Genomic DNA, 26,432 nt, shown 5'->3' on the forward strand with positions numbered 1-26,432 from the left:
TCGATGCAGCGCGTGCGTATCGCCGAGCGCAGCCAATGGCGCGCCCGGGCCGAAGAGTCGGGCTTCCGTTTCCACACCATCGATGGCCTGCCGTACTGGGATGAAACCGCGTACTACGCCTTCACCCTGCGCCAGATCGAACAGGACATCGAAGATCCCAGCGCCGAGCTGCATGCGATGGCGATGGACCTGGTGGACGAGGTGGTGGGCAGCCAGCAGCTGATGGACCAGCTGGCGATCCCGCCGCCGTTCCGCGACTGGATCGCTGACAGCTGGCGTCGCCGCGAGCCGCATCTGTATGGGCGGTTGGATTTTGCCTACGACGGCACCGGCCCGGCCAAACTCTACGAGCTGAATTACGACACGCCCACCTCGCTGTTTGAAGCCTCGTTCTTCCAGTGGCAGTGGCTGGAGGACCAGCGCAACCAGAACCGGCTGCCGCCGGATGCCGATCAGTTCAACGCGATCCATGAGGCGCTGGTCGAACGCTTCGGCGAACTGGCCGCGCAGCTGCCGCCGCCGCTGTATTTCAGCGCGGTGGGTGCGTCGGACGAAGACCAGGGCACGGTCGCCTACCTGCGCGACTGCGCGGCCCAGGCCGGCCTGCGCGGCGAAGCGATCGCGATCGAAGATATCGGCCTGTCCGAGGACGGGCGCTTCACTGCGCTCGACGACACCGTGATCGGCAGCCTGTTCAAGCTGTACCCGCTGGAAGACCTGATGACCGAGTCGTTCGGCCAGGCGCTGCCCGCCTCGGGCGTGCAGCTGCTGGAACCGGCGTGGAAGGCGATCCTCAGCAACAAGGGCGTGCTGCCGCTGCTGTGGCAGCGTCACCGTGGCCACCCGAACCTGCTCGCCGCCGAGTTCGACGATGGCAGCGAGCTGCCGCGTGGCTGGGTGCGCAAGCCGCTGTTTTCACGCGAGGGCGCCAATGTGGCCATGCACCTGGCCGATGGCAGCTGGCAGGAAAGCGAAGGCCCGTACACCGGCCCGGCGATCCGCCAGGCCGCGCATCCGCTCACCGCGTTCGATGGCGGCTATCCGCTGATCGGCAGCTGGGTGGTGGGTGACCACGCCTGTGGCATGGGCATCCGCGAAGACAACAGCCGGATCACCCGCGACAGCGCCCGCTTCGTACCGCACGCGATCATCGACGAAGCGCCGACGCGCATCTATCTCTGAGCGTTACAGCAACCCATCCCGCTTGACCGCCAGGTAGCGTTCCACCAGCGCGCCGGGCAGGGCCTCGGCGGTGACATCCAGCACCATCACCCGGTGGCTGCGCAGCGCGTCATGTGCGTCGCTGCGCTGCTGCAGGTAACGCGCGATCGCGCCGGCCTGGGTGGCGTCCTGCAGGGTCTCCACCGGCTGGGCCAGCGCATCGTCCAGCGCGCGCTCGCGCAGGCTGGCCACGCACACCAGGTGCTGGCGCTGCAGCAGGCGCACTGCGGCGAGCAGGTCTTCGATGTCCTCATCGCGCACGTTGGTGACCAGCATCACCAGCGAGCGCCGGCGCTGACGCAGCGACAACTCGGTGGCAGCGGCGAGGTAATCGGTGGCCACCGGCTGCGCCTGCAGATCGTAGCTGGCGCGCAGCAGGGTATCGATGGTGCCCATGCCGCGTCTGGGCGCGACCCAGCGGCTGTCGCCCCCGGCCGCAAACAGGCCCACACCGTCGCCCTGGCGCAGCGCGAGGTAGGACACCACCAGCGCCGCGTTGAGCACATGATCGAAGTGCGACAGGCCACCTTCGCTGGCCATCATGCGCCGGCCGGTGTCGATCATCAGCACCAACTGCTGGTTCTTCTCGTCCTGGTATTCGCGGGAGATCAGCTTGCGCGCCCGCGCGGTCGCCTTCCAGTCGATCTGGCGCAGGCTGTCGCCGACGCGGTACTCGCGCATCTGGTGGAAGTCGGTGCCTTCGCCGCGGCGGCGCTTGAGGTGCGCGCCGACCAGGCGCGAGGCCTGTTCGGCACTGAACAATGCGAAGCGCGTCAGCGGGGCGAAGTTCGGGTACACGCGCACCGCCAGCGCCGGCGGCAGTTGCCGCCGTTGATGCCACAGCCGCCACGCGCTGTGCATGCGCAGGTGCACGCCCTCGAAGACGAAACGGCCACGCGCGGTCGGGGTCAGCCGGTACGCCACGCTGCTGGCGACCATCGGTTTGAGCGCCAGCGACCGCGGCAGGCCCTGCAGGCTCCAGCCGCCGGGCACCAGATCGAACACGTCCACGCGCTGGTGGCGGCTCGATTCCAGCCGCAGCGTCGCCTCGCGTTCAACGTTCAGTGCCAGCGACTCCGGCAGCTCGCGGTGCACACTCGGCGAGGGCTGGCGGCGCAGGCGCAGCAGGTCCACCAGCGCAATCAGCGCCACGCCGCCACCGATCGCCCACCAGACCGCATGCGGCCAGGCGCCGAGCACCACCGGCACGCCGAGCAGGCCCCAGCCGGCCAGCAATGCCAGCAGCAGCGCGCCCGGCCTCATGCCGATCGCTCGCGATGGAGGACGCGCGCCCTCATTTGCGCGGTGCGTCCACCTTGGCCAGCAGCGCGGTCAAGGCATCGTCGGCGCTTTGCCCTTCGATCTGCAGTTCCGGTGCCAAGGCGATGCGGTGGCGCAACGCCGGCTTGGCGATGTCGCGTACGTCATCGGGGATGACGAAATCACGGCCGGACAGCACCGCCTGCGCACGCGCCGCACGCACCAGCGCGATGCTGCCGCGCGGCCCGGCGCCGAGGGCGATACCCGGCCACTGCCGGGTGGCAGCCACGATCCGCACCGCGTAGTCGATCACTTCCGGATCGACCGTGATCGCCGCGGTCGCCTGCTGCAGCGCGACCACCTCGGCCCCGCTCAGCACGCGTGGCACCTGCGAGAGATCGAAGTCGGCCGCGCTGCGGCCGGTGGTGATCGCATCGACCATGCGCTTCTCGTCGTCCAGCGTCGGGTAATCGATCAGCACCTTGAGCAGGAAGCGGTCCAGCTGTGCTTCGGGCAGCGGGTAGGTGCCTTCCTGCTCGACCGGGTTCTGTGTGGCCAGGGTCAGGAAGGGCGGGGACAGCGCGAACGCCTTGCCTTCGATGGTGACCTGGCCTTCCTGCATCACTTCCAGCAGGGCCGACTGGGTCTTGGCCGGGGCCCGATTGATTTCATCGGCGAGCAGCAGGTTGGTGAACACCGGGCCGCGACGGATCTTGAAGCTCTCGGTCTTCGGGTCGTACACCGCATGGCCGCTGACATCGCTGGGCATCAGGTCCGGGGTGAACTGCACGCGGCCATAGTCCAGTTCCAACGCCTGGGCGAGGGCGCGCACCAGCAGGGTCTTGCCCAGCCCGGGCACGCCTTCGATCAGCACGTGGCCGCCGGCCAGCAGCGCGATCAGGATCTGGTCGAGCACCTCGGGCTGGCCGATGAAGGCGCGGCCCACGGCCTCGCGCACGGCATCGACGCGCTCGGACAACGGCGATGGGGATGGCGTCACGGCAGGCGGGGACAACGGCGGCGGAAGCGTCGGCTCGGTCATAGCAGGTTTCTCATCTGGATCAGCAGGCGGATGCGGTCGCGCAGGCCGGCGACGTCGTGGGAAGCGGGTGGGGTCAAGGCAGTCTGCACGCGCTCGTGCGACCACTGCAGCAAGGTGGCGACGGCCTGTACCCGGGCCTCGCCGGTCAGTGCGGCCGCACTCGGCGAACGCCGCCGCAGACGCGCCAGGAACGCGCGGCGGACCGCGTCATACAACAGCGGTGCCTTGCCAAAGCGCAACAGGTGGTCGCCGCTGGCGCGGATGTGTTCGAGCAGCGAACGGCGTTCCGCGGCAGGCGAGGGCAGTTCACTGCCCAGGCGCTGGGTGCGCTGCCAGAGCCAGCCGAGCAGGGCCAGCAGCAACGGCGCCCACACCGGCCAGCCGAGGTAGAACACGCGGTTCCACAACGACGGCGGGCGCGAAGCGTAGACCAGCCACATCGTGCCCTTGCCGTAGTTGGGCGCCAGCACGTAGCGGGTGAGATCGCGGTGGGCTTTGTCGTGCAGGCCATCAACGAGGGCGTTGGCAGCGTTTGGCGGAACGGTCGGGTTGGGCCGGCCCTTGCCCTGCATGAAGGCCATGTCGGCCAGCACATCGATGCGCCCCTGGCCGTGGCGCAGGCGGGCGAAGACCCGATTGGCCGCGTTGCCCCACTCGCGCTCGAGCCCCATGCCCGCGGGTGGCTCCACCGCGAAGCGGCGGCCAGTGCAGAACTCCACATGCTGCGGGTCATCGCGCACGTGGAACTGCTGGCAATAGCTTCCGCGGTCCGCGCTGTCCACGCCGAGCGCGTCCAGCAGCGGGCCATTGCGGGCGGTGTCCTTGCCCACCGGTGGCGTGCGCACGATCAGGTGCCCACCACGCTCCACCCAGGCCATCAGCGTTGCTACGGCAGGTGCGGGCACTTCCGCGCTGTCCTGCAGCAGCACCAGGGTATCGCCCGGCGCCAGCGGCATCCGGGTCAGGTCCAGGCGTGGCCGCGACTGCACGGTCAGCCCGTCCGCACGCAGCGCCTGGCCGAGGACGTACAGCGGGTTGTAGCTGGCTTCGCCCTGTGGCGGCAGGTGCTCTGTGTGCGTCACCCGCTCGTGGGTGCGCAGGAACAGGATCGCCAGCGGTACGCCGATCACCAGCAGGCCCAGGCCGACCAGCAGCCAGCGCAGGCGGGCGCTCACGCGCGCCACCCGAACTGGGCCTGCAGAATCGTCGCAAGCGCATCGAAGTCATCATCGCTGGGCAGTCGGCCGGCATAGGCCGCGTATTGCCAGACCCGCACGATGCGCGCGAACAGGCTGCGGTCGGCCTCGGCCGGCATCCGTCGCGAGGCCCGCAGGCATTGGGCCTCGGTCGCACCCGGGGGCAGGTTGATCTGCGCCCGTTCGCTCATCGACTCCACACTCGCGCGGTACAGCAGCGCCAGCGCCTGGCGTGGGCGGCCCTCCTGCCACAGGGCACGCGCACGCGCGGCGGGATCGGGCGGCGCCACGTCCGGTACCCGGATCGGCTCTTCCACCACGGCCGCCGCCTTTGCCCGGCGGCGCTGGCCGGAGCCGCGCAGCCACGGCAGCCAGCGCGGTGCGGTGGCCAGCAGCAGCAACACCAGGACCCCGACCACCGCCCACAGCGTCCATTCGGCGATCCGGGCCGGCAACAGCGGCCCCTTGCTGCCGCGTTGGCCATTGGCCTTGGCCGCGGCCTCACGTTTCGCCTTCTCCGCCTCGGTTGCATCGCGCTCGATGCGCGTCCACTCGGTGACCTCACGGGTCGGACTCTGCAGCGGGTCTTCATACGCGCGCTGCACGGCCTGGCGGAAGCCAGCCGTATCCACCGCTTCAGCGCCAAAGATGACCGGGGGCGTGTTGTCCGGATCATTGTCGTACGTACGCGGCGGGTCATCGGCGTCATCGTCGTCGCCACCGTCGGCATCCGCGACCGCGTCCGCGTCCGAAGCCGTATCGGCGTCCTGCGCAGGCGACGGAGCGTCATCGGCCGGCGTCGGCAACGCACCCTTGGTGTTCGACTGCGCCGGTGCCTGTTGGGCGTGCAGTGCCGCGCCCGGCCAGACCAGCACAAGGGCCAGCACCAGCAGTGGCGCAGCGCGCTGCAACCGTGCATGCAGGCGCCGGAAGGCGATCTCCAGGTCCCATGCTTCCATCTGCGTACGCCGGTCCAGATACAGGCCGAAGCCGGCACCGACATAGAACGGCCCGATCAGTGTGGCGGCCAACCAGAACAGCAGGTTCACGCCCAGCTGCATCCACGCCGGCATGTCCTGCTTGGCCAGTTCCCACGCCGCGCGCCAGGACTCGGACAACAGGTCCACCGGGATGAACAGGAACACCGCGGCGATGCCGCCGACCACCAGCACGATCTCGAAGACCATGCACACCAGCGTCAGCAGTACGGTATGGCCCATCGCGCCACCGGCGATGGCGCGCCGACGTTGGCGACGATGCGCGGCGTCGGTGCCCTCCAGCAGATTCACCGGCAGCAGCACCGAGCGCAGCGGACTCAGGCGCCGCCAGCCCAGATAGCCCCAGAAGCCCTCCCAGCCCCACGTGCGCTGCGCGCGCAATGTCTGCGGGGTGGTGGATGCATCGCCGAACACCCCGCGCGAGATCACATACAACGCGATGCGCTCGAACAACGGCTTGAGCCACCACATCGCCAACCAGGCCCAGCCGAAACTGTCGGTCCACCAGGCCAGCGCGTTGAGCAACACGAACACCGGCAGCGACACGACGACCCACGGCGCCCAGATCGCCGCGGCATGCCGACGCACCAGGGCCATGCCCAGCTCCATGGCTTCCCAGCCGGAGCGTGCGCGAAGGACGATGTTGAGCCGGTCAATCTGCATCGGCCCCTCCGCGTCCGCCGCGCCACAACCACACCAACACCGCGGTCCACAGCACGGCCGCCACGCTGTATTTGCCCCAGGCCGGAATCGCCGCGATAGAGGACCAGAACGCTTCGATGAAGGCGGCGATCAGCAACATCGCCGCGACCCCAACGCACAGCTTGGCCCCGATCACACCGCCCTCGACCAGCGCATCGATGCGACGCCGGCGGCCGGGCGCGAGCAGTTTCATGCCCAGCTGCAATCCAGCGCCGCCGGCGATCACGATCGCGGTCAGTTCGAACGCGCCGTGGCCCGCCACGAAGCGCCAGAACGGATCGCCGTGGCCGACGTGCTGCAGATGGCCGGCGACCGATCCGATGCCGACGCCGTTGAACAGCATCACCAACACCGTGCCGACGCCGGCGATCAGCCCGAAGGCGAACGTGCGCAGGCCGATGCTGATGTTGTTCATGATGTAGTAGCCGAACATCGTCCAGTTGGTGCCGCTGTCGCGGCCCAGGTTCGGCGAGGCCGGGTCGTACATGCGTTCGAATTCGGCGATGCGCGCGTTGTCCATCAGCAGATGGATCAGCTCGGGGCGCCACAGGATCAGCGCGAAGCTGCCCACCAGCGGCACCACGAACAACGCTGCGGCTACCCACATGCTGCGCGCCTGGCTGCGCACCAGCTGCGGGAAATCGGCGAACAGGAAGGCGAGTGCACGCTGCCACTGCGGACGCGGGGTGCGGTAGAGCAACGTGTGGCCCTGCTGCATCAACTGCTGCAGGCGTGCCACCAGCTGCGGGCTGTAACCGCGCCGACGCGCCAGTGCCAGCTGTTGGCACAGGCGGCGGTAGCGTTGCGGGAAATCACCATCGTCCAGGCCCTCGTGGACCGGCTGCCGGCGCGCCTGCCGCGGGCGCTCACCGCGCTGGGCCAGCCACTCCTCCAGCGCCTGCCATTCGGCCTGGTAGCGGGCGACGAACTGCTCCTGTCTCATCGCCGCCCCAGCAGCCAGTTGGCCATCGCATACAGGCGCAGCACGCCGACCTGGCCGTGGCTGCCGGTGAGTGGCGACGCGATGTCGGCCAGCTCCTGCTGGCGCGGGGCCGATAGCCGCGGCGCGCGTTCGGCGAAGGCGACCACGGCAGCCTGTTCGGCCGGCTGCAGGGGCTGCGGCGGGGGCAGCACGCTGCCGACCGGCACGGTACCCCCCAGCGGCGCTGCGCCCTGGTGGATCACCACGGTGCCGGCGACCAGATCGCCAAGGCGGCGGCCATGCGCATCGAACAGACTCGACAGCAGTCCCAGCGCGTAGCCGAACGGCAGCATGTCCACGGTGCGTAGCAGGTTGCGGGTGATCGCGCTCATCCAGCCGATCGGTCCACCATCGCGCGCGACCACGCGCAGGCCCATCGCGCGCTTGCCCAGCGTGCGGCCCCAGCAGGCTTCCTGGACGATGGTGTAGGCCCACATCAGCAGGAACATCAGGCCGAGGTAGAGCCCTTGGCCGAACCCGCCGAGGAAGGCCAGCGGAATGCTCAGCATCATCAATGCGCCGACCCGGATCACGAAGTCGATCGCCCACGCCAGCGCACGCGGCAACGGCCCGGCGACCGGCAGGTGCAGGGGCACGCCTTCAGGGGTGATGACCTCCCGGTAGGTATCCAGCATGGGTGCGCTCATCGGCGGCGCTTCACGGTGGATCGTACGGAAGGCCACGGGGGACGCCGGATTCCTCTCCGGTCTGCCAGCGGGGGCATGCGGTTCTCGACTGCTTCCTGGTCGGCTGAGGACTTTACCGCAATCAACCCCGGTACTGGTCCTTCAGGCGCACGTAGTGATCGGCCGAGTAATGCAGCGACTCGATCTCCTTGTCGCTCAGCGTGCGCGCCAGCCGTGCCGGGTTGCCCAGCCACAGTTCGCCTTCGCCGACCACCTTGCCCGGGCCGAGCACCGCGCCGGCGCCGAGGAAGCCATGGGTGCTCACCGTCGCGCCGTCCAGGATGCAGGCGCCCATGCCGATCAGGCAGTAATCGCCGATCGTGCAGGCATGGATGATGGTGCCGTGGCCGACCGTGACGCCCTCACCGATGATCGTCGGGTAGCCGCCCTTGTTGAACGGGCTGTGGTGGCTGACGTGGATGATGGTGCCGTCCTGGATGTTGCTGCGCGCACCGATCCGCACGTGGTTCACATCGCCGCGGATCACCGTGCCCGGCCACACCGAGACGTCATCGCCCAGCACTACATCCCCGATGATCGTGCAGGCCGGATCGATGTAGACGCGCTCGCCGAGCACGGGCAGTTTGTCGAGGAAGGGGCGGATCGGGGACATGCGCAAACTCCGGCAACGCAGGGGCTGGGACGCCGCCTGCAGCGTTGTCCCGGCCCCCGATGATAGCGCGGGGGCGCCCGCCACCCGCCGATACCCGTACACCAACGGTCGGCTCTACCGGCGGTGGGTGCTGTGTTACGCGGCGCGGGTGCGGCGCGCGCGCTCCAGATGCACCAGCAGCAGCGAGATCGCCGCCGGGGTCATGCCGGGGATGCGCTGGGCCTGGCCGAGGGTCTGCGGCCGCACGCGTTCGAGTTTCTGCTGCACTTCCGCCGAGAGGCCGCGCACGCCGGCGTAATCGAAATCGGCCGCGATCGCGGTGTTCTCGTGGCGCTGCTGGCGTTCGATCTCGTCGCGCTGGCGGTCCAGGTAGCCGGCGTACTTCACCCCGATCTCGACCTGCTCGGCGACCTTGGCATCGGCCACGGCCGGGCCAAGCGAGGGCACCTGCATGAGCGTGGCGTAGTCCAGTTCCGGGCGCTTGATCAGATCCAGCACATTGGTTTCGCGGCTGACCGCCACGCCCAGCGTGGCCTCCACTTCGCGGCCCAGCGCATTGCCCGGCGTGGCCCACAGCGCACGCAGCCGTGCGGTTTCCTGCGTCACGGCGTCCTGCTTGGTCTGGAAGGCGGCCCAGCGGCGGTCGTCGACCAGGCCCAGCTCGCGGCCGAGGCCGGTCAGGCGCACATCGGCGTTGTCCTCGCGCAGCTGCAGCCGGTACTCGGCGCGGCTGGTGAACATGCGATACGGCTCGTTGGTGCCGTGGGTGATCAGATCGTCGACCAGCACGCCCAGGTAGGCCTCATCGCGGCGCGGGCACCAGCCGGCGTCGTCACGGGTGAAGCGCGCGGCGTTGAGCCCGGCCAGCAGGCCCTGCGCGGCGGCTTCTTCATAGCCGGTGGTGCCGTTGATCTGGCCCGCGAAGAAAAGGCCGCCGACGGTCTTGGTCTCCAACGTGTTCTTCAGCCCGCGCGGATCGAAGAAGTCGTATTCGATCGCGTAGCCGGGGCGGGTGATGTGCGCGTTCTCGAAGCCACGCATGCTGCGCACCAGTTCCAGCTGCACATCGAAGGGCAGCGAGGTGGAGATGCCGTTGGGGTAGATTTCGACCACATCCAGCCCTTCCGGCTCGACGAAGATCTGGTGACTGGCCTTTTCGGCGAAACGCACCACCTTGTCCTCGATGGAGGGGCAGTAGCGCGGGCCGATGCCTTCGATCTGGCCGCTGTACAGCGGCGAGCGGTGCAGGGCGTTGCGGATGATCTCGTGGGTGCGCTCGCTGGTGTGGGTGATCCAGCAGCTCACCTGCGCCGGGTGCTCGTCCACGCTGCCGAGGAAGGACATCACCGGGCGCGGATCGTCGCCGGGCTGTTCTTCCATCACGGTGTAATCCAGCGAACGGCCGTCGATCCGTGGCGGCGTGCCGGTCTTGAGGCGGTCGATCACGAACGGGCGCTCGCGCAGGCGCGCGGCCAGCGTGGTTGCCGGCGGGTCGCCCATGCGACCGGCGGCGTACTGGGTTTCACCGACGTGGATCTTGCCCGCCAGGAAGGTGCCGGCGGTAAGCACCACCGCGGCCGCGCTGAAGTGCAGCCCGGTCTGGGTGATCGCACCGCGCACGGCATCGCCTTCGATGATCAGGTCATCGACCGCCGCCTGGAAGACCGTCAGGTTGGGCTGGGCTTCGACGATCTGCCGGATCGCCATCCGGTACAGATTGCGGTCGGCCTGGCAGCGCGTGGCGCGCACGGCCGGGCCTTTGGAGGCATTGAGCGTGCGCCACTGGATACCGGCGCGGTCGGCGGCATGCGCCATCGCGCCGCCCAGGGCGTCGATTTCCTTGACCAGGTGGCCCTTGCCGATCCCGCCGATGGCCGGGTTGCAGCTCATCGCGCCGATCGTTTCCACGTTGTGGGTCAGCAGCAGGGTGCGCGCACCGCTGCGCGCGGCCGCCAGCGCGGCCTCGGTGCCGGCGTGGCCGCCGCCGATGACGATCACGTCGTAGCGGTAGAAGGTGTCAGTCATGGCGGAGGAACTCGGGACGGGGCCGGGCAGCCCGGATCAGCCCTGGAGGCAGGGCGCGGGTGGCGATTTTAGCGCCATTCGTCGGGGGCCATGACATCCACCCTCAAGTTGGCACGTTTTCTGCAGATAACCCAATAGCACCCAGGATGGCATGCGCCTTGTGCGTAACGGACCGGAATTGGAACAGGGGCCGGTCCAAGCGCATCGTGGGGAAGCAGAGGGGCCGGTAGTCGGGGGACTGCCGGCCCTGTTTTTTTGCCGGCCCGCGCCGGTTTCATGGGCGCCAGATACAAAAGGCCCCGCCATTGGCGGGGCCTTCTGCGTTGTAGGTGCCGACATCCGACAGGGCCGGAACAGGGGGGATCCAGATGTTCCTGGCGGATATCGACATAGAGCCGAATGTGACGCCACTTGTCGCTTTTGGCACTTTGTGACCGTGACTGTCACCGCCCGGCTAGAGTGAACTGCCGGGCGCGTGAAAATCAAGCCATCTCAAGGCTCAACTGTGCGTTGGTTCGCATTGTTGAGATTCCGCCACGGGGAACCGTTCATCCTCGGCGCAGACGGACGCGGTGCCTGGGCCGGGCGTGCCTGGGGCGGCGGCGACGGGCGCTGCTGTTGCCGCTGCTGCGGGCGGCGCGGGCCACCGACCGAATCCATGTTCCGCCACGGCGAGCCGCCGTTGTTCGGACGCGGGCGATCCGGCGGACGGGTGGGGTTGCCGTTGCCGTTGCCGGGGCGCGGCGGCGGCCGATGATTGTGCGGCGGGCGATAGTTCGGGTACGGGCGATACACCGGATAGCCGTAGCCACCGCCATACCCACCGCCGTAACCGTAGTAGCCACCCCCGTAGTAGCCGCTGCCGTATCCGTAGGGATACCCGGCCGGGTAGCGATACTCGACCGAAGGTGCGCCGTGGTAGTAGCCATTGCCGCCGCCACCGCCGACATAGTCGTACGTCGCGCAGCCGGACAGGGCCAATAACAGGCCACCGGCAAGAACAAGGCGCATTTTCATGATGGGGTCCCCCCAAAGGGCTGTAGGGCCAGCTTCCGCCCAGGGCATTGAATCGGCCCTTAACTCGGCCCGATCCGAATGAATGGTTGCCATGCTGACACGTTCATCCAGGCGGGTGTGGACGTGGGGCATACGTTAATCTTGCGTCATGAGCGATTCACCCTTGCCCTGTGTTGACGACGTGCTGGCGGCGGCGGCGCGCATTGCCGTGCACGCCTGCGTGACGCCGGTACTGCGCTCGCGCACGCTGGATGCGATGACCGGCGCCACCGTGTTCTTCAAGGCCGAGCATCTGCAGCGCAGCGGGGCGTTCAAGTTCCGCGGTGCCTGCAATGCCGTCTGGGCGCTGGAGGAGGCGCAGGCGCGGCGCGGGGTGGTCACCCACTCCTCCGGCAACCATGGCGCGGCCTTGGCGCTGGCCGCCCGCACCCGCGGCATCGCCTGCCACGTGGTCGTGCCCGACGGCGCGGTGGCCGCCAAGCTGGCCAACATCGGCCGTCACGGGGCCACGCTGTGGCGCTGCGATGCCTCGATCGCCGCGCGCGAAGCGATGTGCGCCCAGGTCCAGGCCGAAACCGGGGCGACCCTGGTGCATCCGTATACCGACCCCCAGGTCATTGCCGGCCAGGGCACGGCTGCGCTGGAGCTGCTGCACGCCAGCGAGGGCCTGGACATGATGGTGGTGCCGGTGGGCGGCGGTGGCCTGGCCTCGGGCACGCGGCTGGCCCTGCAGGCGGTCGCCCCGGCGACCGGGCTGGTGCTGGCCGAACCGCTGGGCGCGGCCGATACCGCACGCTCGCTGGCGGCTGGCGAGCGCCGCATCGACTTCACCCCCGACACCGTCTGCGATGGCCTGCGCGGGACGCTCGGCGCGCCCAACTTCGCCCTGCTGCAGGGCGCGGCGCAGGTCATCACCGTCGCCGATGCGGCCACCGTGGCCGCAATGCGGCAGATCTGGCAGGTGCTCAAGCAGGTGGTGGAGCCATCCTCGGCCATCGCCCTGGCGGCGATCCTCGCCGAACCGGCGCGCTTTGCCGGCAAACGGGTCGGCGTGGTGCTGTCCGGTGGCAATGTCGATCTGGATGCCCTGCCGTGGGGCGCGGCATGAGCCGGCGCACGCGGGTGGGGTTGTTCGGGTGGCTGTGGCGGCTGTGCATCGTGCTGGCGGTGTGGCTGCTTGGGGTCACCGCGTGGATCGTCTGGATCGGCGAGCGCGATCAGGCGCAGAAGGCCGATGCGATCATCGTGCTCGGCGCCGCGGCCTATGACGCCAAGCCGTCGCCGGTGTTCGAAGAGCGCATCCGGCACGGGCTGGACCTGTACCAGCAGGGCTATGCGCCGCTGCTGATCTTCACCGGCGGCTACGGCGGCACCGGCGCACGCTTTTCCGAATCACAGGTGGCGCGCCGCTACGCGCTCAAGCAGGGCGTCCCCGACGATGCGATCCTGATCGAGACCGCTTCACGCACCACGCGACAGAACCTGATCGAGGCGCGGCGCTTGATGGATCAGCGCAAGCTGCACCGCGTGATCATCGTCAGCGACCCGCTGCACATGGCCCGCGCGCTGCGCCTGTGCCGCGAGCTGGGCATCGATGCGCTGGCCTCGTCCACGCCGAGCACGCGCTTCCGCAGCTTCCACACCAGCTGGCGGTTCCTGGCGCAGGAAATCTACTTCTTCCATCGCGATCTGTTCCCGTCGTTGCGCCGACGGTTGGTGGGCTGGACGCTTGGGGGCGCGGGGGCCCCGCCCCCCAACGGTCGGCTCTACGCGATCAGCGTGGTCGGCTCAGGGCGTTTTGCGGCGGATCGGAATCGCCGAGATCGGCACCGTGGCGACATCGTGCCCCCGCTCGCGGATCGGCGCGCCGCCTTCCGGCGCCCACGCGTGTGCGTAGATCACTTCCCAGCTGCTGGGCAGCTTGCCGTCTTCGCGCCGCAGCGGCTCGTAGGCTGCGCGCGCGGCATCGAAGCGCCCGCGCCCGGTCAGCGTGTGGCGGCGGTCCTGGCGCGCGTTGGTGGCGCCGATCGCCTGCAGTTCGCGCATCAGCGCGGTCAGGTCGTCGTAGGTCAGGGTGAACAGGTCGCGGTCCAGGACCGGATCGCGGAAGCCGGACATCATCAGCGCATCGCCGAACTGTGCGATCGGTGCGAAGCGACTGACGTGCGGTACGTCGTCGGCGGCGGCGAACGCATCGCGCAGTTCGATCAGGGTCTCCGGCCCGAACGTGGAGACCAGCAGCAGGCCCCCGGGCTTGAGCGCGCGGCGGAACCCGGCGAACACCGCCGGCAGATCCTCCACCCACTGCAGGCACAGGTTGCTGAAGATCACATCCACGCTCTGGTCCAGCACCGGCAACGCCTGCGCATCGCCGCACACCCGCGAGAACGGCTTCCACCAGCCGGCCTGCTTCTTCGCCTCGCGCAGCATCGGCTGGGCCAGGTCCAGCGCGATCACCTGTGCCTTCGGCCAGCGCTTCTTCATGAGCGCGCTGGCATGGCCGGTGCCGCTGCCGACATCGAGCACCACCTGCGGCTGGCGGCTTTCCAGATAATCCAGCGATTCGAGCAGGCGCTTTTCCACCTCGCGCTGCAGCGCCGCGGCGGCGTCGTAACTGCTGGCGGCGCGCGAGAAGGCGCGGCGGACATGATGGGGATCGAAGCTGGACGTCATGGGGTACTCACGGCTCAAAACGGTGGTGCGGGTGGACTCAGAAGGTGCCGGGGTAGGCGCCGCCATCGATCAGCAGGTTCTGCCCGGTGATATAGCCGGCCTGTGCGCTGCACAGGAAGGCGCAGGCGGCACCGAACTCATCGGCGGTGCCGAAGCGGCCGGCGGGAATATGCGTGCGTTTGCGCTCGGCCAGCTGGCCGGCATCGATGCCCTGCTGCTGCGCCAGGTACGCGAAGTTGCCGCGCAGGCGATCGGTATCGAACTGGCCCGGCAGCAGATTGTTGAGGGTGACGTTGTGGGCAACGGTCTTGCGTGCCAGCCCGGCCACGAACCCGGTCAGCCCGGAGCGCGCCCCGTTGGAGAGCCCGAGGATGTCGATCGGGGCCTTCACCGAAGAAGAGGTGATGTTGACCACGCGGCCGAAACCACGCTCGATCATGCCATCCACCGTGGTGCGGATCAGCTCGATCGGGGCCAGCATGTTGGCATCCAGCGCGGCGATCCAGTCCTCGCGGGTGAACTGGCGGAAATCGCCCGCCGGCGGGCCCCCCGCGTTGTTGACCAGGATGTCGACCTGCGGGCACGCGGCCAGCGCGGCGGTACGGCCTTCCGGCGTGGTGATGTCGGCAACCACGCCGATCACCCTGCGTGCGCCCGGCAGGGCCTGCAGTTCGAGCACGGCGCGTTCCAGGGCCGCTTCACCGCGCGCGGCGATGACCACGTTGACGCCCTCGCGGGCGAGTGCGCGTGCACAGCCCAGCCCGAGGCCTTTGCTGGCGGCGCAGACCAGGGCCCAGCGGCCGGCGATTCCAAGATCCATGGGGTCAGTCCTGTGGGGAAAGGCAGGCGTACATGATCGGCGATGCGCGGCCGGAACAGGTCAAGGCAGCGCGGCAACAAAGTGTTGCAGCTGCGCGGCCACTTCGTCGGTATGGCCGAGGAAGGGCGCATGCCCGCCCTGGGCGATCACATGCGCCTGCGCGCCCGGCGCCAGCGCGGCGGCAGCCTGCATGGCCCGCGCCGAGACCAGCCGATCGCGCTGGCCGGCCAGCCACAGGCTGGGCTTGCCCAGCTGGGCCAGGGCGCCCCGCAGATCGGTGTTCTCCAGCAGGCGCAGGCCCTCCTGCAACGCACGTGGGGCCGGCGCACCGCGCGCGACCAGCATCTCGCGCAGCGTGCGCAGTTCCTGGCGGGCGTGTTCGGAGCCCATCGCATCCAGCGCGAGGAAGCGCTCCAGCGTGCCGCGATAGTCCTGCGCGAGGTCCTGACCGAACTGTTCGAACACCGCCGGCTCCACCGCATGCGGCCAATCGTCGCCGCGCACGAAACGCGGCGTGGCGGCGATCATCGCCAGGGCACGCACCTGGGGCAGGGTCGCGGCCGCATGCAGCGCGAACAGCCCGCCGAGCGACCAGCCGCACCAGACCGCCGGCGGCGTGGCGGCGGCAATGGCGTTGACCACGTACGGCAGGCGCAGCGGCGTGGTGTCATCGCGGCTGGCGCCGTGGCCGGGCAGATCCACCAGGTGCAGCTGCAGGTGCGCCGACAGGCGGTCCACCAACGGCGCGAACACGCCGCCGTGCAGGGCCCAGCCGTGGATCAGGACCAGCGCGGGGCCTTGGCCGATGACATCGATCTGCATGCTCAACCCAGCGCTGTCACGCGGTCAGGGCAGTCAGCGATGGCGGCTGCACCACGGTGTCGCGGGCGTGCGCGATCGCATCGACCAGTGCGCGTACCTCGGCGGGTGCGTGCAGGGCGGACAGGGTCACCCGCAGGCGCGCCTTGCCCTCCGGTACGGTGGGCGGACGGATCGCGCTGACCAGGAAACCGGCGGCTTCCAGCGCGGCCGACATGCCCATCACCGTCGATTCGGCGCCGCACAGCAGGGGCTGGATCGGGGTATCCGATGGCATCAGTTCCAGGCCGTGCTGGCGGGCGCCGGTGCGGAAGATGCCAATCAGTTCGGTGAGCTTTTCGCGGCGCCAGTCGTCGCGGCGGGCCAGCTTCACCGCGGCCAGGGCGGCGGCGGCCTGCGCCGGCGGCACGGCGGTGGTGTAGATGTAGGGGCGCGCGGTTTCGGCCAGGTGCTGGATCATCGCCTCGTCGCCGAGCACGACCGCACCGCTGCCGCCAAGCGCCTTGCCGAGCGTGGCCAGCTGCAGCGGCACATCGTTCACACCCAGGCCCGCATCGGCCACGCAGCCGCGGCCGTGTTCGCCGACCACGCCGATGCCGTGCGCGTCATCGACGTAGAGCAGCGCTTCCTGCATGCGCGCCACCAGCGACAGGGATCGCAGCGGGGCGATGTCGCCGTCCATGCTGAAGACGCCGTCGGTGGCCAGCATCGCCGCGCCGTTGGGCGCGTGCTTGAGTTGGCGCAGCGCGCCTTCGGTATCCAGATGCGGGTAGCGGCGCAGGCGGCAACCGGCCAGGCGCGATGCATCGAGCAGGCTGGCGTGGTTGAGCCGGTCCTGCACGCAGACATCGTCTTCTTCGCTGAGCAGCGCCTGCTGCACCGCGAGGTTGGCGGCGAAGCCACTGCCGAACAGCAGCGCACGGGGATAGCCGAGCCAATCGGCCATTTCCCGTTCAAGCGCGTCATGCAGCGCGTGGTGGCCGCAGATCAGGTGCGATCCGGTGGCGCCGGTGCCTTCGCGCGCGGCAGCATCCTGCAATGCGCTGACCACGCCGAACTGCTGCGACAGGCCCAGATAGTCATTGCTGCAGAAACCGGTGAGCCACTGGCCATCGACGTCCAGCCGCACGCCATCGCGCCGGTTCACCACGCGGCGCACGCGAAGGCGCCCCTGCGCGTCGCGGAGCTTGCGCTGGGCCTGGATGCGGTCGTGCAGGTCAGGGCGGGCCATGGTCGTCAGGGGGTCCGGGTGGGCCGTTAGCGTACCCGGTTGCCGGGCCCGCTGCTCGGGGCTCAGGCCGCCCGCCCGCCGCGGCCGCCGGCGGTGATGTCGGCGTGGACCGTGCCTGGGTGGTCGTGCCCGTCGGCATCCACCGTGACCGGCATCGGGCGCAGGCCCAGCCGCGCGAACAGGGCCAGGTCGCGTTCGGTGTCCGGGTTGCCGGTGGTGAGCAGCTTTTCGCCGTAGAAGATGGAGTTGGCCCCGGCCAGGAAGCACAGCGCCTGCAGCTCGTCGCTCATCGCCTCGCGCCCGGCCGAGAGCCGCACCATCGCGCGGGGCATGGCGATGCGGGCCACCGCGACCATCCGCACGAACTCGAACGGGTCCAGTTCGGCGGTGCCGTGCAGGGGCGTGCCGGCCACCTGCACCAGCCGGTTGATCGGCACCGAATCCGGGTGCGCGGGCAGGGTGGCCAGCGCCAGCAGCAGGCCGGCGCGGTGCTCGCGGGTCTCGCCCATGCCGACGATGCCACCGCAGCAGGTCTTCAGCCCGGCATCGCGCACGTGCGCCAACGTGTCCAGGCGGTCCTGGTACTGGCGCGTGTGAATGATCGAATCGTAGTAATCCGGCGCGGTATCCAGGTTGTGGTTGTAGTAGTCCAGCCCGGCGTCGCGCAGGGCGGTGGCCTGTTCGCCGCTGAGCATCCCCAGCGTGGCGCAGGTCTCCAGGCCGAGTGCCTTCACCTCGCGGATCATCGCCGCCACCTTGGGGATATCGCGGTCTTTGGGCGAACGCCAGGCCGCGCCCATGCAGAACCGCGAGGCGCCCGCCGCCTTGGCCTGGCGGGCCTTGGCGACCACGTCGTCGGTGGCCATCAGCTTCTGTGCATCCACCCCGGTGCTGTAGCGCTGCGCCTGCGGGCAGTACGCGCAGTCTTCCGGGCAGCCGCCGGTCTTGACCGACAGCAGGGTCGAGACCTGCACTTCCGCCGGATCGAACTGCTCGCGGTGCACGCTGGCCGCGCGGTGCAGCAGCACCGGGAAGGGCAGCGCGAACAGCGCCAGCAGTTCCTCGCGGTGCCAGTCGTGTCGGATGACAGAAGCCATGGGGGTGTCCTGACAGATAGTGGAACGAAAGGGCGGCAGTCTGGTGAGGCTGCCTGCATCTGTCAACCATATGGCCTTATCAAAAGTTTACGGAGCCCTGGGCTGGCTCGGCTGGCAGATCCTGCCGCTGCGCTGCCTGGTCTGCGAGTGCCCGGGCGAGGACGGGATGGATCTGTGCCGCGCCTGTCATCAGGCGCTACCGTGGAACGACCGTGCCTGCCGTCGCTGCGCACTGCCGTTGATGGCGAACGATCCCGGTGATGCAGCGGGGGATCACTGCGAGCGTTGCGTGGACGAGTATCCCCGCCAGGCGGCGGCCAGTGCCGCGTTCCTGTACGCGCCGCCGATCGACCGGTTGCTGATCCGGTTCAAATTCCACCAGGACCTGGCCGCAGGACGGTTGCTCTCGCAGCTCATGCTGCAGCGCGTGCCGCCGTTTCTGGCCGGGCCGCTGCAGCCGATGCCACTGCACCGCCGCCGGTTGCGCCAGCGCGGTTACAACCAGGCGCTGGAACTGAGCAAGCCGCTGGCGCGCGGGCTGTGCTGCCCGCTCTGGAACGGGCTGCAGCGTACCCGCGAGACCGTGGCGCAATCGAACCTGGATGCGGATGCCCGGCGCTGCAATCTGCGCGATGCGTTCGCAGTACGCGGCCATCCACCCGCCGGGCTGACGATCCTCGACGATGTGATGACCACCGGGGCAACCACCGATGCCGCGTTGCGCGCGCTGCAGTACGCCGGTGCCGGCCCGATGCAGGTCTGGGTCTGTGCGCGGGTGCCGTAAGCGCCGTTGCCGCGCCTTGCACGCTGCCAGGACGTACCATCGGGCGGTCATCACCCTCGCAAGGACGTCCCATGAACCTGCCGCCGGATCCGCGCACCTCACCGCTTCTCACTGCCATCGGCCGCAGCTGGTGGGTGCTGATGCTGTACGGCGCGGTCGCCGTGGTCTTCGGCCTGATCGCGATTGCACGGCCGCTCTCGGCCGCGACCGCACTGGCCTGGGCGATCGGCGTGATGGCGCTGGTGGAAGGCCTGATCAGCCTGTTCGCGCTGTTTGGCCGCAGTGGCGTGCCGCGCGGGTGGCTGCTGGTCTACGCGCTGGCCTCGGTGGCATTCGGTGTGCTGGCCGTGCTCAACCCGCTGGCCACGGCCAGTGTGCTGATCCTGTTGCTGGCCGCCTGGCTGATCGTCGCCGGCATCTACCGCATCGTGTTCGCGATCCGGGTGCGCAAGGAAATCCAGGGCGAGTGGCTGCTGATCCTCAGCGGCGTGCTGGCGATCGTGCTCGGCGCGATGATGGTGGCCAATCCGATGGCAGGCATTGCCGTCACCACGCTGTGGGTCGGCATCGGCAGCCTGCTCTACGGCGTGCTGCAGATCATGGTCGCCTGGCGCATCCGCCGCCTGCGCTGAGCACGCGCAGCGGCGATACTCGTGCCCGTCCTGATGGAGAGACACGCATGCGCAGCAGTCTGTTGATCGTAACGATGGCGCTGGGGGCCGGCCTCAGCGCCTGCACCCAGGCGCCGCCCGCACCCGCCGCGTCCGAGACGCCGGCGGGCGTCGCACCGCTGGCGAACGCACGCATCCAGATGCGTGAGGTGGCCGAGGATGCCCGCCACCCCGGCGTCACCACGCTCAAGGACCGCGACGGCAACGCGCTGTCCTTGATCGAGCCGGCCTTCATCACCACGGCCGACATCGCCACGGTGGCCGTGGGCAGCGACGGGTCTACCGGACACGGGACCCTGATCCTGCGCTTCACGGAGGCCGCGGCACCGCGCATCCTCGCCGCGACCGAAGCGCGCGTCGCCAAGCGTGTGGCATTTACCGTCGGCGATCAGGTCCTCAATGTCGCCGTCATCGCCGGCCCCTTCGCGCAGTCCATGCAGGTGACCGGGCTGGACAGCACCGCCGACGCCCACCGGCTGTATACCGAGGTCACCGGCAAGGCGCCTTGAGTGCCTCGCCGCTGTTGACGGCCTCAGCGGAAATTCGCTTCGATCTGCTCCAGCGATTTGCCCTTGGTTTCCGGCAGCCAGAACGCGGCGATCAGGAAATACAGCAACGTGCAGCCGGCCCAGAAGAAGAACATGCTGGCGTAACCGTGATGGCCGACCGTGGGCAGGAAGATCGCGGCGATCACGGTGGAGACGAACTGGTTGATCAGCAGTGCGATGCTCATGCCGTTGGAGCGGATGCGGGTCGGCATCAGCTCGGACAGCGCCAGCCACACGCACACGCCCGGGCCCACCGCGAAGAACGCGACGAACAGCAGAATGCAGCCGGCGACCAGCCAGCCGTGGGTGGGCGAGGGCACCGGGCCGATCACCGCACGTTCGATCACCAGCGGCGCGTTGGCGGCCTGGGCGGGATCCGGGAAGGGATTGAGATGCAGCGTGCGGAAGAAGCGGCCGATCACGCTGTCGGCCGACACCGCGTCTTCGCGACGGATCTGCAGCGTGGCGTCGATCGGGTTGTCGCTGCGCAGTGAGCGCACGTTGCTGAAGCCACCGTAGGCATACGACACGGTCAGCTGCTGCGGCGCGCCGCCGGCGTTGCCCTCCAGCCGCTGCCATTGCGCGGCATCCAGCGGCAGCAACAGGGTGGTGCCGCTCACCTGCTGCTGCAGCGCGGCCTGCACATCCAGCCGCCCGCGCTCGCTCTGCACGAACAACAACGCAGCCGCCAGCAGCGACAGCGTGATGCCACCACTGCCCAGCATCAGCAGGAACTTGCGGCCCTTGCGGTCGACCAGCACCAGTGCGACCACGGTCATCACCGCGTTGAGCAGCTTGATCGCCACATCGGCGCCGTTGGCCACCGAGCCGGGCAGGCCGGCCTGGTTGAGGATGTTGACCGCGTAGGCCAGCACCGAGTTGATGCCGGTGGCCTGGGTGAAGGCCAGCACCAGGCAGGCCAGCACGAACGGCCACACGTAGCGGCGGCTGAGCAGCGGGTCGCGCTTGCCGTTGCGGCCGATCTGGAGCTCCTCCGGCGCCTGCATGCGCTGCAGGGTCGGCTCCACGTCGCTCGCGGCGACGGTACGCTGCAGGGCGTGGCGCGCTGTCTCGATGCGGCCACGGCGCACCAGCCAGCGCGGGGATTCACTGATCAGCAGCACGCCGCCGGTGAACACCAGGCCGGGCAGCAGGCAGCTCCAGAAAATGGTGCGCCAGGCATGGTCCTTGACGTCGAACAGCAGGCGCTGCTGCTCCGCACCGGGCAGATGGCGCACCGCGGCGGTCGCGGCATCCACGGCATGCGCGTGGTACAGCCCGATCACCGCAGCCAGCACCAGGCCGATGGTCAGCAGCAGCTGGAACATCGCCGCGCCGCGCCCGCGTCGTTCCGGGCTGAGCACTTCGGCCAGATACAGCGGCACCACCACGCCGATCAGCCCGCCACTGATGCCCTGCAGCAGGCGTCCCATCAACAGCGCGCCATAGCCATCGGACAGGGCCATCACCGGAATGCTGGCGGTGAACAGCACGCCGGCCAGCAGCATCGCGCCACGGCGGCCGATCAGGTCGGCGACCATCCCGGCAAACAGCGAAGACAGCACACTGCCCAGCAGCACCGCGGCCACCACGAAACCCAGCTGCTGGCTGGTCAGGTGCCAGCTCGCGGTGGCGGTGGCCTCCAGATAGGGCAGGGCGCCGGCGATGATGCCGATGTCGATGCCGTAGAGCAGCCCCCCCATGCCGCCGATGAACAACAGATAGCGTACCGGCCAGCGCGGCGCGGAGGCGCCGGCGTGCACGGGCATGGCTGCGGAAACGTCGTTCATCGTGCCGGTCCTGTCTGCAAGTGCGTGCGCCATGGCGGCGCGGGAGTCCACGCTCAGTCGAGCGCGATGTCGTCGCCTTCCACCACCACGCCGCGCACGCGCAGGTCGTGGCCGAGCACCACCAGGTCCGCCCAGGCGCCGGTCGCGATGCGGCCGCGGTCGTCGATGCCGAGGTAGTCGGCCGGGTAGCGCGACAGCCGGTGGGAGGCATCGGCGATGTCCAGGCCGAGCGAGACCAGGTTGCGCAGCGCCTGGTCCATGGTCAGCGCACTGCCGGCCAGCGAGCCGCTCGACAGCCGTACGCACCCCAGGCATTTGTGCACACGCTGTACGCCGAGCGCGTACTCGCCATCGGGCATGCCGGTCGCCGCGGTCGCATCGGTGACGCAGTACAGACGCGGGATCGCGCGCAGGGCGGTGCGGATCGCGCCGGGATGCACGTGCTGCAGATCGGGAATGAGTTCGGCGTACTGCGCGTGCGCGAGCGCGGCGGTGGCGATGCCGGGTTGGTAGTGGTCCACGCCGGTCATGCCGTTGAACAGATGCGTGAAGCCGGCCGCACCGGCGTTCAATGCGGCGACGCCGTCTTCGTAGCTGCCGGCGCTGTGGCCGAGCTGCACGCGGATGCCGAGCGCACTGAGCGCGGGAATCAGCGCGAGGTGCTGGCCGATTTCCGGGGCGAGAGTGATTACCTTGATCGGGGCGATCGCATGCAGGCGCTGCACGTCGGCCAGGGTGGCCTCCACCACCAGCGGTGGCTGCGCGCCCAGGCGCTGCGCACTGATGAAGGGGCCTTCCAGGTGCACACCGAGCACGCGGGCCATGCCGGGTGCGCGCGTGGCGATCGCGGTGGACAGGCCTTCAAGCGCGCGCGTGATGTCGTCTTCCTGCGCGGTCATGGTGGTGCCCAGCAGCGCGGTGGTGCCGTGCCGGGCGTGCGCGCGGGCCACCGTCTGCGCGGTCGTGCCGCCCTGCATGATGTCCACCCCGGCACCGCCATGCACATGCAGGTCGATGAAGCCGGGCAGGATCAGCGGCACCTCATTGTCGCCGCGCGGATCGGCGTGCACCGTATCGATGGCGGTGATGCGCTGGTCGAAATGGATATCGCCGCGGACCCAACCGGTGTCGGTGAGCAGGCGGCCGTGCAGGAAGCGGGACTCGGTCAAGGCGGGGACTCGGCGATGATCACTTCGACGCCCAGCCGCTGCAGCCCTTCCAGGTACTCGGGCTCGATGCTGCCGTCGGTGATGATGGTATGGACCTGGTCCAGCCGCGCGATGCGGTGCAGGCTGACCCGGCCAAACTTGGAGGCGTCGGTCAGCACCACGATGCGGCGCGCGCGCTCGACCATGCGGTGGTTGAGGCTGGCTTCGGCCTCATGGTGGGTGGTGAGGCCGAACTGCAGGTCCAGGCCATCCACGCCCAGGAACAGGGTGTCGAAGCTGTAGGTGTTGAGGCTCGCCTCGGCCTGGCTGCCATGCAGCGAGAGCGACTGCTTGCGCAGCAACCCGCCGGTGAGCAGCAGCTCCACGCCGGGCGCATTGGCCAGCTCCCAGGCGATGTTGAGCCCGTTGGTCATGACCGTGACGTCGCGATGCCCGCGCAGGTGCCGCGCCAGGGTCATCGTGGTCGAGCCGGAGTCGATGATGATGTTGTCGCCGGCCTTGACCAGCTTGGCCGCCTCGATACCGATCCGGTCCTTCATCGGCAGGTTCAAGGCATCCTTCTCGTGGATGTCCTGTTCCTGTGGCGGCGTGCGCACCAGCGTCGCGCCCCCATGGGTGCGCGTGGCCAGCCCCTGCGACTCGATGTGGGTCAGGTCGGCGCGGATGGTGACCGCCGAGACCGCAAAGCGCGCCACCAGCTCGCTGACCTGCACGTTGCCGTGCTCGACCAGGGTCTGGAGGATCTGTTGGCGGCGCTGCCGGGTGTTTCGCATGGGGGCGATTCCGTTCGAAAGGGAAAGCCGAAGCTTACCGTTCCGAAAGCTCCTTGGCCTGACGGGTTTCGTTATCCGCCCCTGAGCAGTTGCGATTGCAGGCCCGGGCATACTCGGCCAGGCGCAGCGCCACCTTGTGCTGGATCAGCGCCAACGGCGCCGGCCGCAGCTCACCGGCCTCGATCGCCTTGAGCTGTTCGGGCATGAACTGGCTGAGCAGCATCTGCGGCGGCGCGTGCGCGGTGAGATTGGCAACCAGCGTGTCCAGCGCAGCCTGTACCGCTGGCTCGCCCCAGTAATAGCGGCTGCGATCGCTGAGCGAGTACGCGCGCAGCAGGCGCAGTTCGTGCTCGTCGCCCTGGTAGTAGCTGCGCCAGCTGCCCGGTGCGTCGACCATGCAGCGGTCCAGCACCTCGATCAGGTTCGAGCGCTGCGCGGCCGGCAGCAGTTCGGATTCGATCATCGCCAGCGCGAACACCGCCTCGCGGAAGGCATAGGTCGCCGCCGGGCCGACTTTCAGGATCGCGAAGTGATCGCGGACCAGCGCGTGCAGGCCGGCTTCGGTCTGGTAATCGGTGGAGTGCGCTTCGAACACGATGCCCGGCTGTTGCTCGACAAAGGCAGACAGCGCGGTGGCGGCGGCCGGATCGTAGTAGTGCACGCTGCTGTGGTCGAAATCCACGCCGGGCTGGACGACCATCGCGATCACGCGCTCCCAGGCCGGCAGCAGGTCCGGGGCGGAGAACGCCTCACGGTGGATCGCCAGGGTGGTCGCTGCGGCCGCCGGCGTGGTCACCTGCAGGCCGCCGGCCAGCGAGGCTTCACCGCCGGGAATCGGTACCTCGGTGCCGATCACGTAGACCGGTGGTGGCAGCCCGTGCTCGGCGGCCGTGCGCTCGGCGATGCGCGCCAGTTCGGCCGAGCGCGCGGCGACGATGGCGTCCGGCAACGGGGTCGGGTCGTCGGCGCAGGACATGCTGCAGTCCAGGTGGATCTTGTGGAAACCGGCGGCGACGTAGGCGGCGATCAGTTCGCGCGCGTTTGCCATTGCAGCTTGTGCCGGGCCCTTCTGCCAGGCGTTCGGACCGAGGTGGTCGCCACCGAGCACCAGCCGCTCGGCCGGGAAACCGGCATCGCGTGCCAGCTGCAGCACGTAGTCGCGGTACTGCGGCGGGGTCATGCCGGTATAGCCGCCGAACTGATCGACCTGGTTGGAGGTCGCCTCGATCAGCAGCAGGGTGTCGTAACGCTGCGCGACCTGCATCGCCGCCAGCAGCACCTGCGCGTTGCTGCAGCAGACGCTGTACAGCCCGACGGGGTGGCCCTGGCGATGGGCGGCGATCAACGATTGGACGGCGGACATGGCAACTCCAGTAACAACAGTGTTCAGGGGGAGGGGAAGTGCTGGCGCGCGAGCAGTGCCGCGCCCCGCGCACCGCCGGCATCGCCGAAGGTGGGCGGCAGGATCGGGGGGACCCGCACACCGGCAAACAGGTAGGGCGCGATCGAGGCAGGCAGGTCGCGGTAGAGCTGTTCCAGCTTGGACAGGCCACCGCCGAGCACGATCACGTGCGGGTCCAGCGCGAGGATCAGGCTGGCGAAGCTGTAGCCGAGCAGGTCGCGGTGGATGGCCAGCGCCTGCTGCGCGACCGCATCGCCGGCCTGGGCCCGTGCGACCACCTCGGCGGCGTCCAGCGCGTGGCCACCACGGCGTTCATGGATCATCGCCAGGCCGCTGCCGGACACGTAACGCTCCAGGCAGCCGCGCAGGCCGCAGCCACAGTCCAGCACGGGCAGGTCGTGGCGCTGCTGCAGCGTGGCGGGCAGGCTCCAGTGGCCCCACTCGCCGGCGATGCCATTGTGACCGGCGATCAGCCGGCCGCCGACGCAGAAGCCACCGCCGGCCCCTGTGCCGAGGATCGCCCCGAACATGCTGGGGTAGCCGGCGGCGGCGCCGTCATGGGCCTCGGACAAGGCAAAACACTGCAGGTCATTGCCGAGCTCCAGCGGGCGCTGCAGGCGTGCCTGCAGGTCCGTACCGACGGTCTGACCGGTCAGGCTGGGCACGTTGGCACTGAGCTGGCGGCCGCTGACGCGATCGCGCACGCCGGGCAGGCCGATGCCGACCCCCAGGCCGCGCTGGCCGAGCGCGGCATCCGCCGCGGCGACCAGATCGACGATCGCCTGCAGGAACGCGGCGTAGTCGCGGGTCGGCGTCGCCACGCGTTGGCGGTGGTGCACCCTCAGCGTGGCGTCGCACGCGACCAGTTCGATCTTGGTGCCGCCGATGTCGATGCCATACCAGGTCTGCATGC

24 protein-coding genes and 1 pseudogene are annotated in these 26,432 nt (G+C 69.4%); 6 read left to right on the forward strand and 19 right to left on the reverse strand.

The genetic code is table 11. The annotated features are described in order from the left end of the window. Positions 1 to 3 precede the first annotated feature (3 nt). Positions 4 to 1,182, forward strand: coding sequence for a glutathionylspermidine synthase family protein (locus tag ABE571_RS02965; RefSeq protein WP_313219357.1), 1,179 nt, complete (start codon positions 4 to 6; stop codon positions 1,180 to 1,182). A gap of 3 nt (positions 1,183 to 1,185) precedes the next feature. Here ABE571_RS02965 and ABE571_RS02970 read toward each other — a convergent pair whose 3' ends face one another. The 9 genes from ABE571_RS02970 to ABE571_RS03010 form a co-directional block, all read right to left on the reverse strand. After that, positions 1,186 to 2,484: a DUF58 domain-containing protein gene (locus ABE571_RS02970; protein WP_346493154.1), complete on the reverse strand. Its 1,299-nt coding sequence runs from the start codon at positions 2,482 to 2,484 to the stop codon at positions 1,186 to 1,188. A gap of 31 nt (positions 2,485 to 2,515) precedes the next feature. Next, entirely contained in the window at positions 2,516 to 3,523 is a 1,008-nt protein-coding gene (locus ABE571_RS02975) for a MoxR family ATPase (RefSeq protein ID WP_346493155.1), read from the reverse strand. Further along, entirely contained in the window at positions 3,520 to 4,698 is a 1,179-nt protein-coding gene (locus ABE571_RS02980) for a DUF4350 domain-containing protein (RefSeq protein WP_313209379.1), read from the reverse strand. The genes ABE571_RS02975 and ABE571_RS02980 overlap by 4 nt, the downstream gene beginning before the upstream one ends. Continuing rightward, complete coding sequence (locus ABE571_RS02985) at positions 4,695 to 6,380, reverse strand: DUF4129 domain-containing protein (RefSeq protein WP_346493157.1); 1,686 nt, start codon at positions 6,378 to 6,380, stop codon at positions 4,695 to 4,697. Before ABE571_RS02985 ends, ABE571_RS02980 begins: the two co-directional genes overlap by 4 nt. Further along, complete coding sequence (locus ABE571_RS02990; RefSeq protein ID WP_313209374.1) at positions 6,370 to 7,362, reverse strand: stage II sporulation protein M; 993 nt, start codon at positions 7,360 to 7,362, stop codon at positions 6,370 to 6,372. Before ABE571_RS02990 ends, ABE571_RS02985 begins: the two co-directional genes overlap by 11 nt. Beyond that, positions 7,359 to 8,048: an RDD family protein gene (locus ABE571_RS02995; protein WP_346465704.1), complete on the reverse strand. Its 690-nt coding sequence runs from the start codon at positions 8,046 to 8,048 to the stop codon at positions 7,359 to 7,361. Before ABE571_RS02995 ends, ABE571_RS02990 begins: the two co-directional genes overlap by 4 nt. 121 nt (positions 8,049 to 8,169) lie before the next feature. Then, complete coding sequence (locus ABE571_RS03000; protein ID WP_313209370.1) at positions 8,170 to 8,700, reverse strand: gamma carbonic anhydrase family protein; 531 nt, start codon at positions 8,698 to 8,700, stop codon at positions 8,170 to 8,172. A gap of 135 nt (positions 8,701 to 8,835) precedes the next feature. Next, positions 8,836 to 10,725: a tRNA uridine-5-carboxymethylaminomethyl(34) synthesis enzyme MnmG gene (gene mnmG, locus ABE571_RS03005; RefSeq protein WP_346493158.1), complete on the reverse strand. Its 1,890-nt coding sequence runs from the start codon at positions 10,723 to 10,725 to the stop codon at positions 8,836 to 8,838. Between the two features lie 492 nt (positions 10,726 to 11,217). Further along, positions 11,218 to 11,742, reverse strand: coding sequence for a hypothetical protein (locus ABE571_RS03010; RefSeq protein ID WP_346463372.1), 525 nt, complete (start codon positions 11,740 to 11,742; stop codon positions 11,218 to 11,220). A gap of 148 nt (positions 11,743 to 11,890) precedes the next feature. Between ABE571_RS03010 and ABE571_RS03015 the strand changes: the two genes are divergently transcribed. Next, on the forward strand, positions 11,891 to 12,850 hold the full coding sequence (locus ABE571_RS03015; RefSeq protein ID WP_346465710.1) for a pyridoxal-phosphate dependent enzyme: 960 nt from the start codon (positions 11,891 to 11,893) through the stop codon (positions 12,848 to 12,850). Continuing rightward, a pseudogene (locus ABE571_RS03020) lies at positions 12,835 to 13,434 on the forward strand (YdcF family protein); the annotation flags it as partial. The gene ABE571_RS03015 and the pseudogene ABE571_RS03020, both read left to right, overlap by 16 nt. 96 nt (positions 13,435 to 13,530) lie before the next feature. On the opposite strand, the gene bioC reads toward ABE571_RS03020, so the two are convergent. The 5 genes from bioC to bioB form a co-directional block, all read right to left on the reverse strand. Further along, positions 13,531 to 14,415 carry a malonyl-ACP O-methyltransferase BioC gene (gene bioC, locus ABE571_RS03025; RefSeq protein WP_313209360.1) on the reverse strand — a complete coding sequence of 295 codons (885 nt, stop codon included), beginning with the start codon at positions 14,413 to 14,415 and terminating at the stop codon, positions 13,531 to 13,533. A 37-nt stretch (positions 14,416 to 14,452) separates the two neighbouring features. After that, positions 14,453 to 15,235: an SDR family oxidoreductase gene (locus ABE571_RS03030; protein ID WP_313209358.1), complete on the reverse strand. Its 783-nt coding sequence runs from the start codon at positions 15,233 to 15,235 to the stop codon at positions 14,453 to 14,455. 60 nt (positions 15,236 to 15,295) lie between these two features. Beyond that, positions 15,296 to 16,057: a pimeloyl-ACP methyl ester esterase BioH gene (bioH, locus tag ABE571_RS03035; protein ID WP_313209356.1), complete on the reverse strand. Its 762-nt coding sequence runs from the start codon at positions 16,055 to 16,057 to the stop codon at positions 15,296 to 15,298. A gap of 16 nt (positions 16,058 to 16,073) precedes the next feature. Beyond that, on the reverse strand, positions 16,074 to 17,285 hold the full coding sequence (gene bioF, locus ABE571_RS03040; RefSeq protein WP_313219369.1) for an 8-amino-7-oxononanoate synthase: 1,212 nt from the start codon (positions 17,283 to 17,285) through the stop codon (positions 16,074 to 16,076). Between the two features lie 62 nt (positions 17,286 to 17,347). Further along, complete coding sequence (gene bioB / locus ABE571_RS03045) at positions 17,348 to 18,382, reverse strand: biotin synthase BioB (protein ID WP_346481648.1); 1,035 nt, start codon at positions 18,380 to 18,382, stop codon at positions 17,348 to 17,350. 70 nt (positions 18,383 to 18,452) lie between these two features. On the opposite strand from bioB, the gene ABE571_RS03050 reads away from it, so the two are divergent. From ABE571_RS03050 to ABE571_RS03060, 3 genes are all read left to right on the forward strand, one after another. After that, a complete protein-coding gene (locus ABE571_RS03050; RefSeq protein WP_313219373.1) occupies positions 18,453 to 19,166 on the forward strand; it encodes a ComF family protein in 714 nt (237 codons plus the stop codon). 71 nt (positions 19,167 to 19,237) lie between these two features. Beyond that, positions 19,238 to 19,798: an HdeD family acid-resistance protein gene (locus ABE571_RS03055; RefSeq protein ID WP_313209348.1), complete on the forward strand. Its 561-nt coding sequence runs from the start codon at positions 19,238 to 19,240 to the stop codon at positions 19,796 to 19,798. A gap of 47 nt (positions 19,799 to 19,845) precedes the next feature. Beyond that, complete coding sequence (locus ABE571_RS03060; protein WP_346463366.1) at positions 19,846 to 20,346, forward strand: hypothetical protein; 501 nt, start codon at positions 19,846 to 19,848, stop codon at positions 20,344 to 20,346. Between the two features lie 23 nt (positions 20,347 to 20,369). Here ABE571_RS03060 and ABE571_RS03065 read toward each other — a convergent pair whose 3' ends face one another. The 5 genes from ABE571_RS03065 to ABE571_RS03085 are packed head-to-tail and all read right to left on the reverse strand — an operon-like array spanning position 20,370 to position 26,430. After that, complete coding sequence (locus ABE571_RS03065) at positions 20,370 to 22,175, reverse strand: MFS transporter (protein ID WP_313209344.1); 1,806 nt, start codon at positions 22,173 to 22,175, stop codon at positions 20,370 to 20,372. A gap of 53 nt (positions 22,176 to 22,228) precedes the next feature. Next, positions 22,229 to 23,344, reverse strand: a complete 1,116-nt coding sequence (nagA, locus tag ABE571_RS03070) for an N-acetylglucosamine-6-phosphate deacetylase (RefSeq protein WP_346493159.1) — start codon at positions 23,342 to 23,344, stop codon at positions 22,229 to 22,231. Then, positions 23,341 to 24,117 carry a DeoR family transcriptional regulator gene (locus tag ABE571_RS03075; RefSeq protein ID WP_123729905.1) on the reverse strand — a complete coding sequence of 259 codons (777 nt, stop codon included), beginning with the start codon at positions 24,115 to 24,117 and terminating at the stop codon, positions 23,341 to 23,343. Before ABE571_RS03075 ends, nagA begins: the two co-directional genes overlap by 4 nt. Before the next feature lie 34 nt (positions 24,118 to 24,151). Next, on the reverse strand, positions 24,152 to 25,480 hold the full coding sequence (locus ABE571_RS03080; protein ID WP_346481650.1) for a D-tagatose-bisphosphate aldolase, class II, non-catalytic subunit: 1,329 nt from the start codon (positions 25,478 to 25,480) through the stop codon (positions 24,152 to 24,154). A 23-nt stretch (positions 25,481 to 25,503) separates the two neighbouring features. Then, positions 25,504 to 26,430: an ROK family protein gene (locus ABE571_RS03085; RefSeq protein ID WP_346493160.1), complete on the reverse strand. Its 927-nt coding sequence runs from the start codon at positions 26,428 to 26,430 to the stop codon at positions 25,504 to 25,506. Positions 26,431 to 26,432: the final 2 nt, after the last annotated feature.

The sequence above is a fragment of the Stenotrophomonas sp. TWI273 genome (assembly GCF_039674765.1).
Lineage (GTDB): Bacteria > Pseudomonadota > Gammaproteobacteria > Xanthomonadales > Xanthomonadaceae > Stenotrophomonas.

Coding starts and splice junctions, on each gene's coding strand:
- ABE571_RS03065 (WP_313209344.1), bottom strand. CDS start 22,175: ATGAACGACGTTTCCGCAGCCATGCCCGTGCACGCCGGCGCCTCCGCG.
- bioF (WP_313219369.1), bottom strand. CDS start 17,285: ATGGCCCGCCCTGACCTGCACGACCGCATCCAGGCCCAGCGCAAGCTC.
- ABE571_RS02985 (WP_346493157.1), bottom strand. CDS start 6,380: ATGCAGATTGACCGGCTCAACATCGTCCTTCGCGCACGCTCCGGCTGG.
- ABE571_RS02965 (WP_313219357.1), top strand. CDS start 4: ATGCAGCGCGTGCGTATCGCCGAGCGCAGCCAATGGCGCGCCCGGGCC.
- bioC (WP_313209360.1), bottom strand. CDS start 14,415: ATGACGTCCAGCTTCGATCCCCATCATGTCCGCCGCGCCTTCTCGCGC.
- ABE571_RS02995 (WP_346465704.1), bottom strand. CDS start 8,048: ATGAGCGCACCCATGCTGGATACCTACCGGGAGGTCATCACCCCTGAA.
- bioB (WP_346481648.1), bottom strand. CDS start 18,382: ATGGCTTCTGTCATCCGACACGACTGGCACCGCGAGGAACTGCTGGCG.
- ABE571_RS03080 (WP_346481650.1), bottom strand. CDS start 25,480: ATGTCCGCCGTCCAATCGTTGATCGCCGCCCATCGCCAGGGCCACCCC.
- ABE571_RS03030 (WP_313209358.1), bottom strand. CDS start 15,235: ATGGATCTTGGAATCGCCGGCCGCTGGGCCCTGGTCTGCGCCGCCAGC.
- ABE571_RS03060 (WP_346463366.1), top strand. CDS start 19,846: ATGCGCAGCAGTCTGTTGATCGTAACGATGGCGCTGGGGGCCGGCCTC.
- ABE571_RS03050 (WP_313219373.1), top strand. CDS start 18,453: ATGGCCTTATCAAAAGTTTACGGAGCCCTGGGCTGGCTCGGCTGGCAG.
- ABE571_RS03010 (WP_346463372.1), bottom strand. CDS start 11,742: ATGAAAATGCGCCTTGTTCTTGCCGGTGGCCTGTTATTGGCCCTGTCC.
- bioH (WP_313209356.1), bottom strand. CDS start 16,057: ATGCAGATCGATGTCATCGGCCAAGGCCCCGCGCTGGTCCTGATCCAC.
- ABE571_RS02990 (WP_313209374.1), bottom strand. CDS start 7,362: ATGAGACAGGAGCAGTTCGTCGCCCGCTACCAGGCCGAATGGCAGGCG.
- ABE571_RS03000 (WP_313209370.1), bottom strand. CDS start 8,700: ATGTCCCCGATCCGCCCCTTCCTCGACAAACTGCCCGTGCTCGGCGAG.
- ABE571_RS02975 (WP_346493155.1), bottom strand. CDS start 3,523: ATGACCGAGCCGACGCTTCCGCCGCCGTTGTCCCCGCCTGCCGTGACG.
- ABE571_RS03085 (WP_346493160.1), bottom strand. CDS start 26,430: ATGCAGACCTGGTATGGCATCGACATCGGCGGCACCAAGATCGAACTG.
- ABE571_RS02970 (WP_346493154.1), bottom strand. CDS start 2,484: ATGAGGCCGGGCGCGCTGCTGCTGGCATTGCTGGCCGGCTGGGGCCTG.
- ABE571_RS03015 (WP_346465710.1), top strand. CDS start 11,891: ATGAGCGATTCACCCTTGCCCTGTGTTGACGACGTGCTGGCGGCGGCG.
- ABE571_RS03055 (WP_313209348.1), top strand. CDS start 19,238: ATGAACCTGCCGCCGGATCCGCGCACCTCACCGCTTCTCACTGCCATC.
- ABE571_RS03075 (WP_123729905.1), bottom strand. CDS start 24,117: ATGCGAAACACCCGGCAGCGCCGCCAACAGATCCTCCAGACCCTGGTC.
- mnmG (WP_346493158.1), bottom strand. CDS start 10,725: ATGACTGACACCTTCTACCGCTACGACGTGATCGTCATCGGCGGCGGC.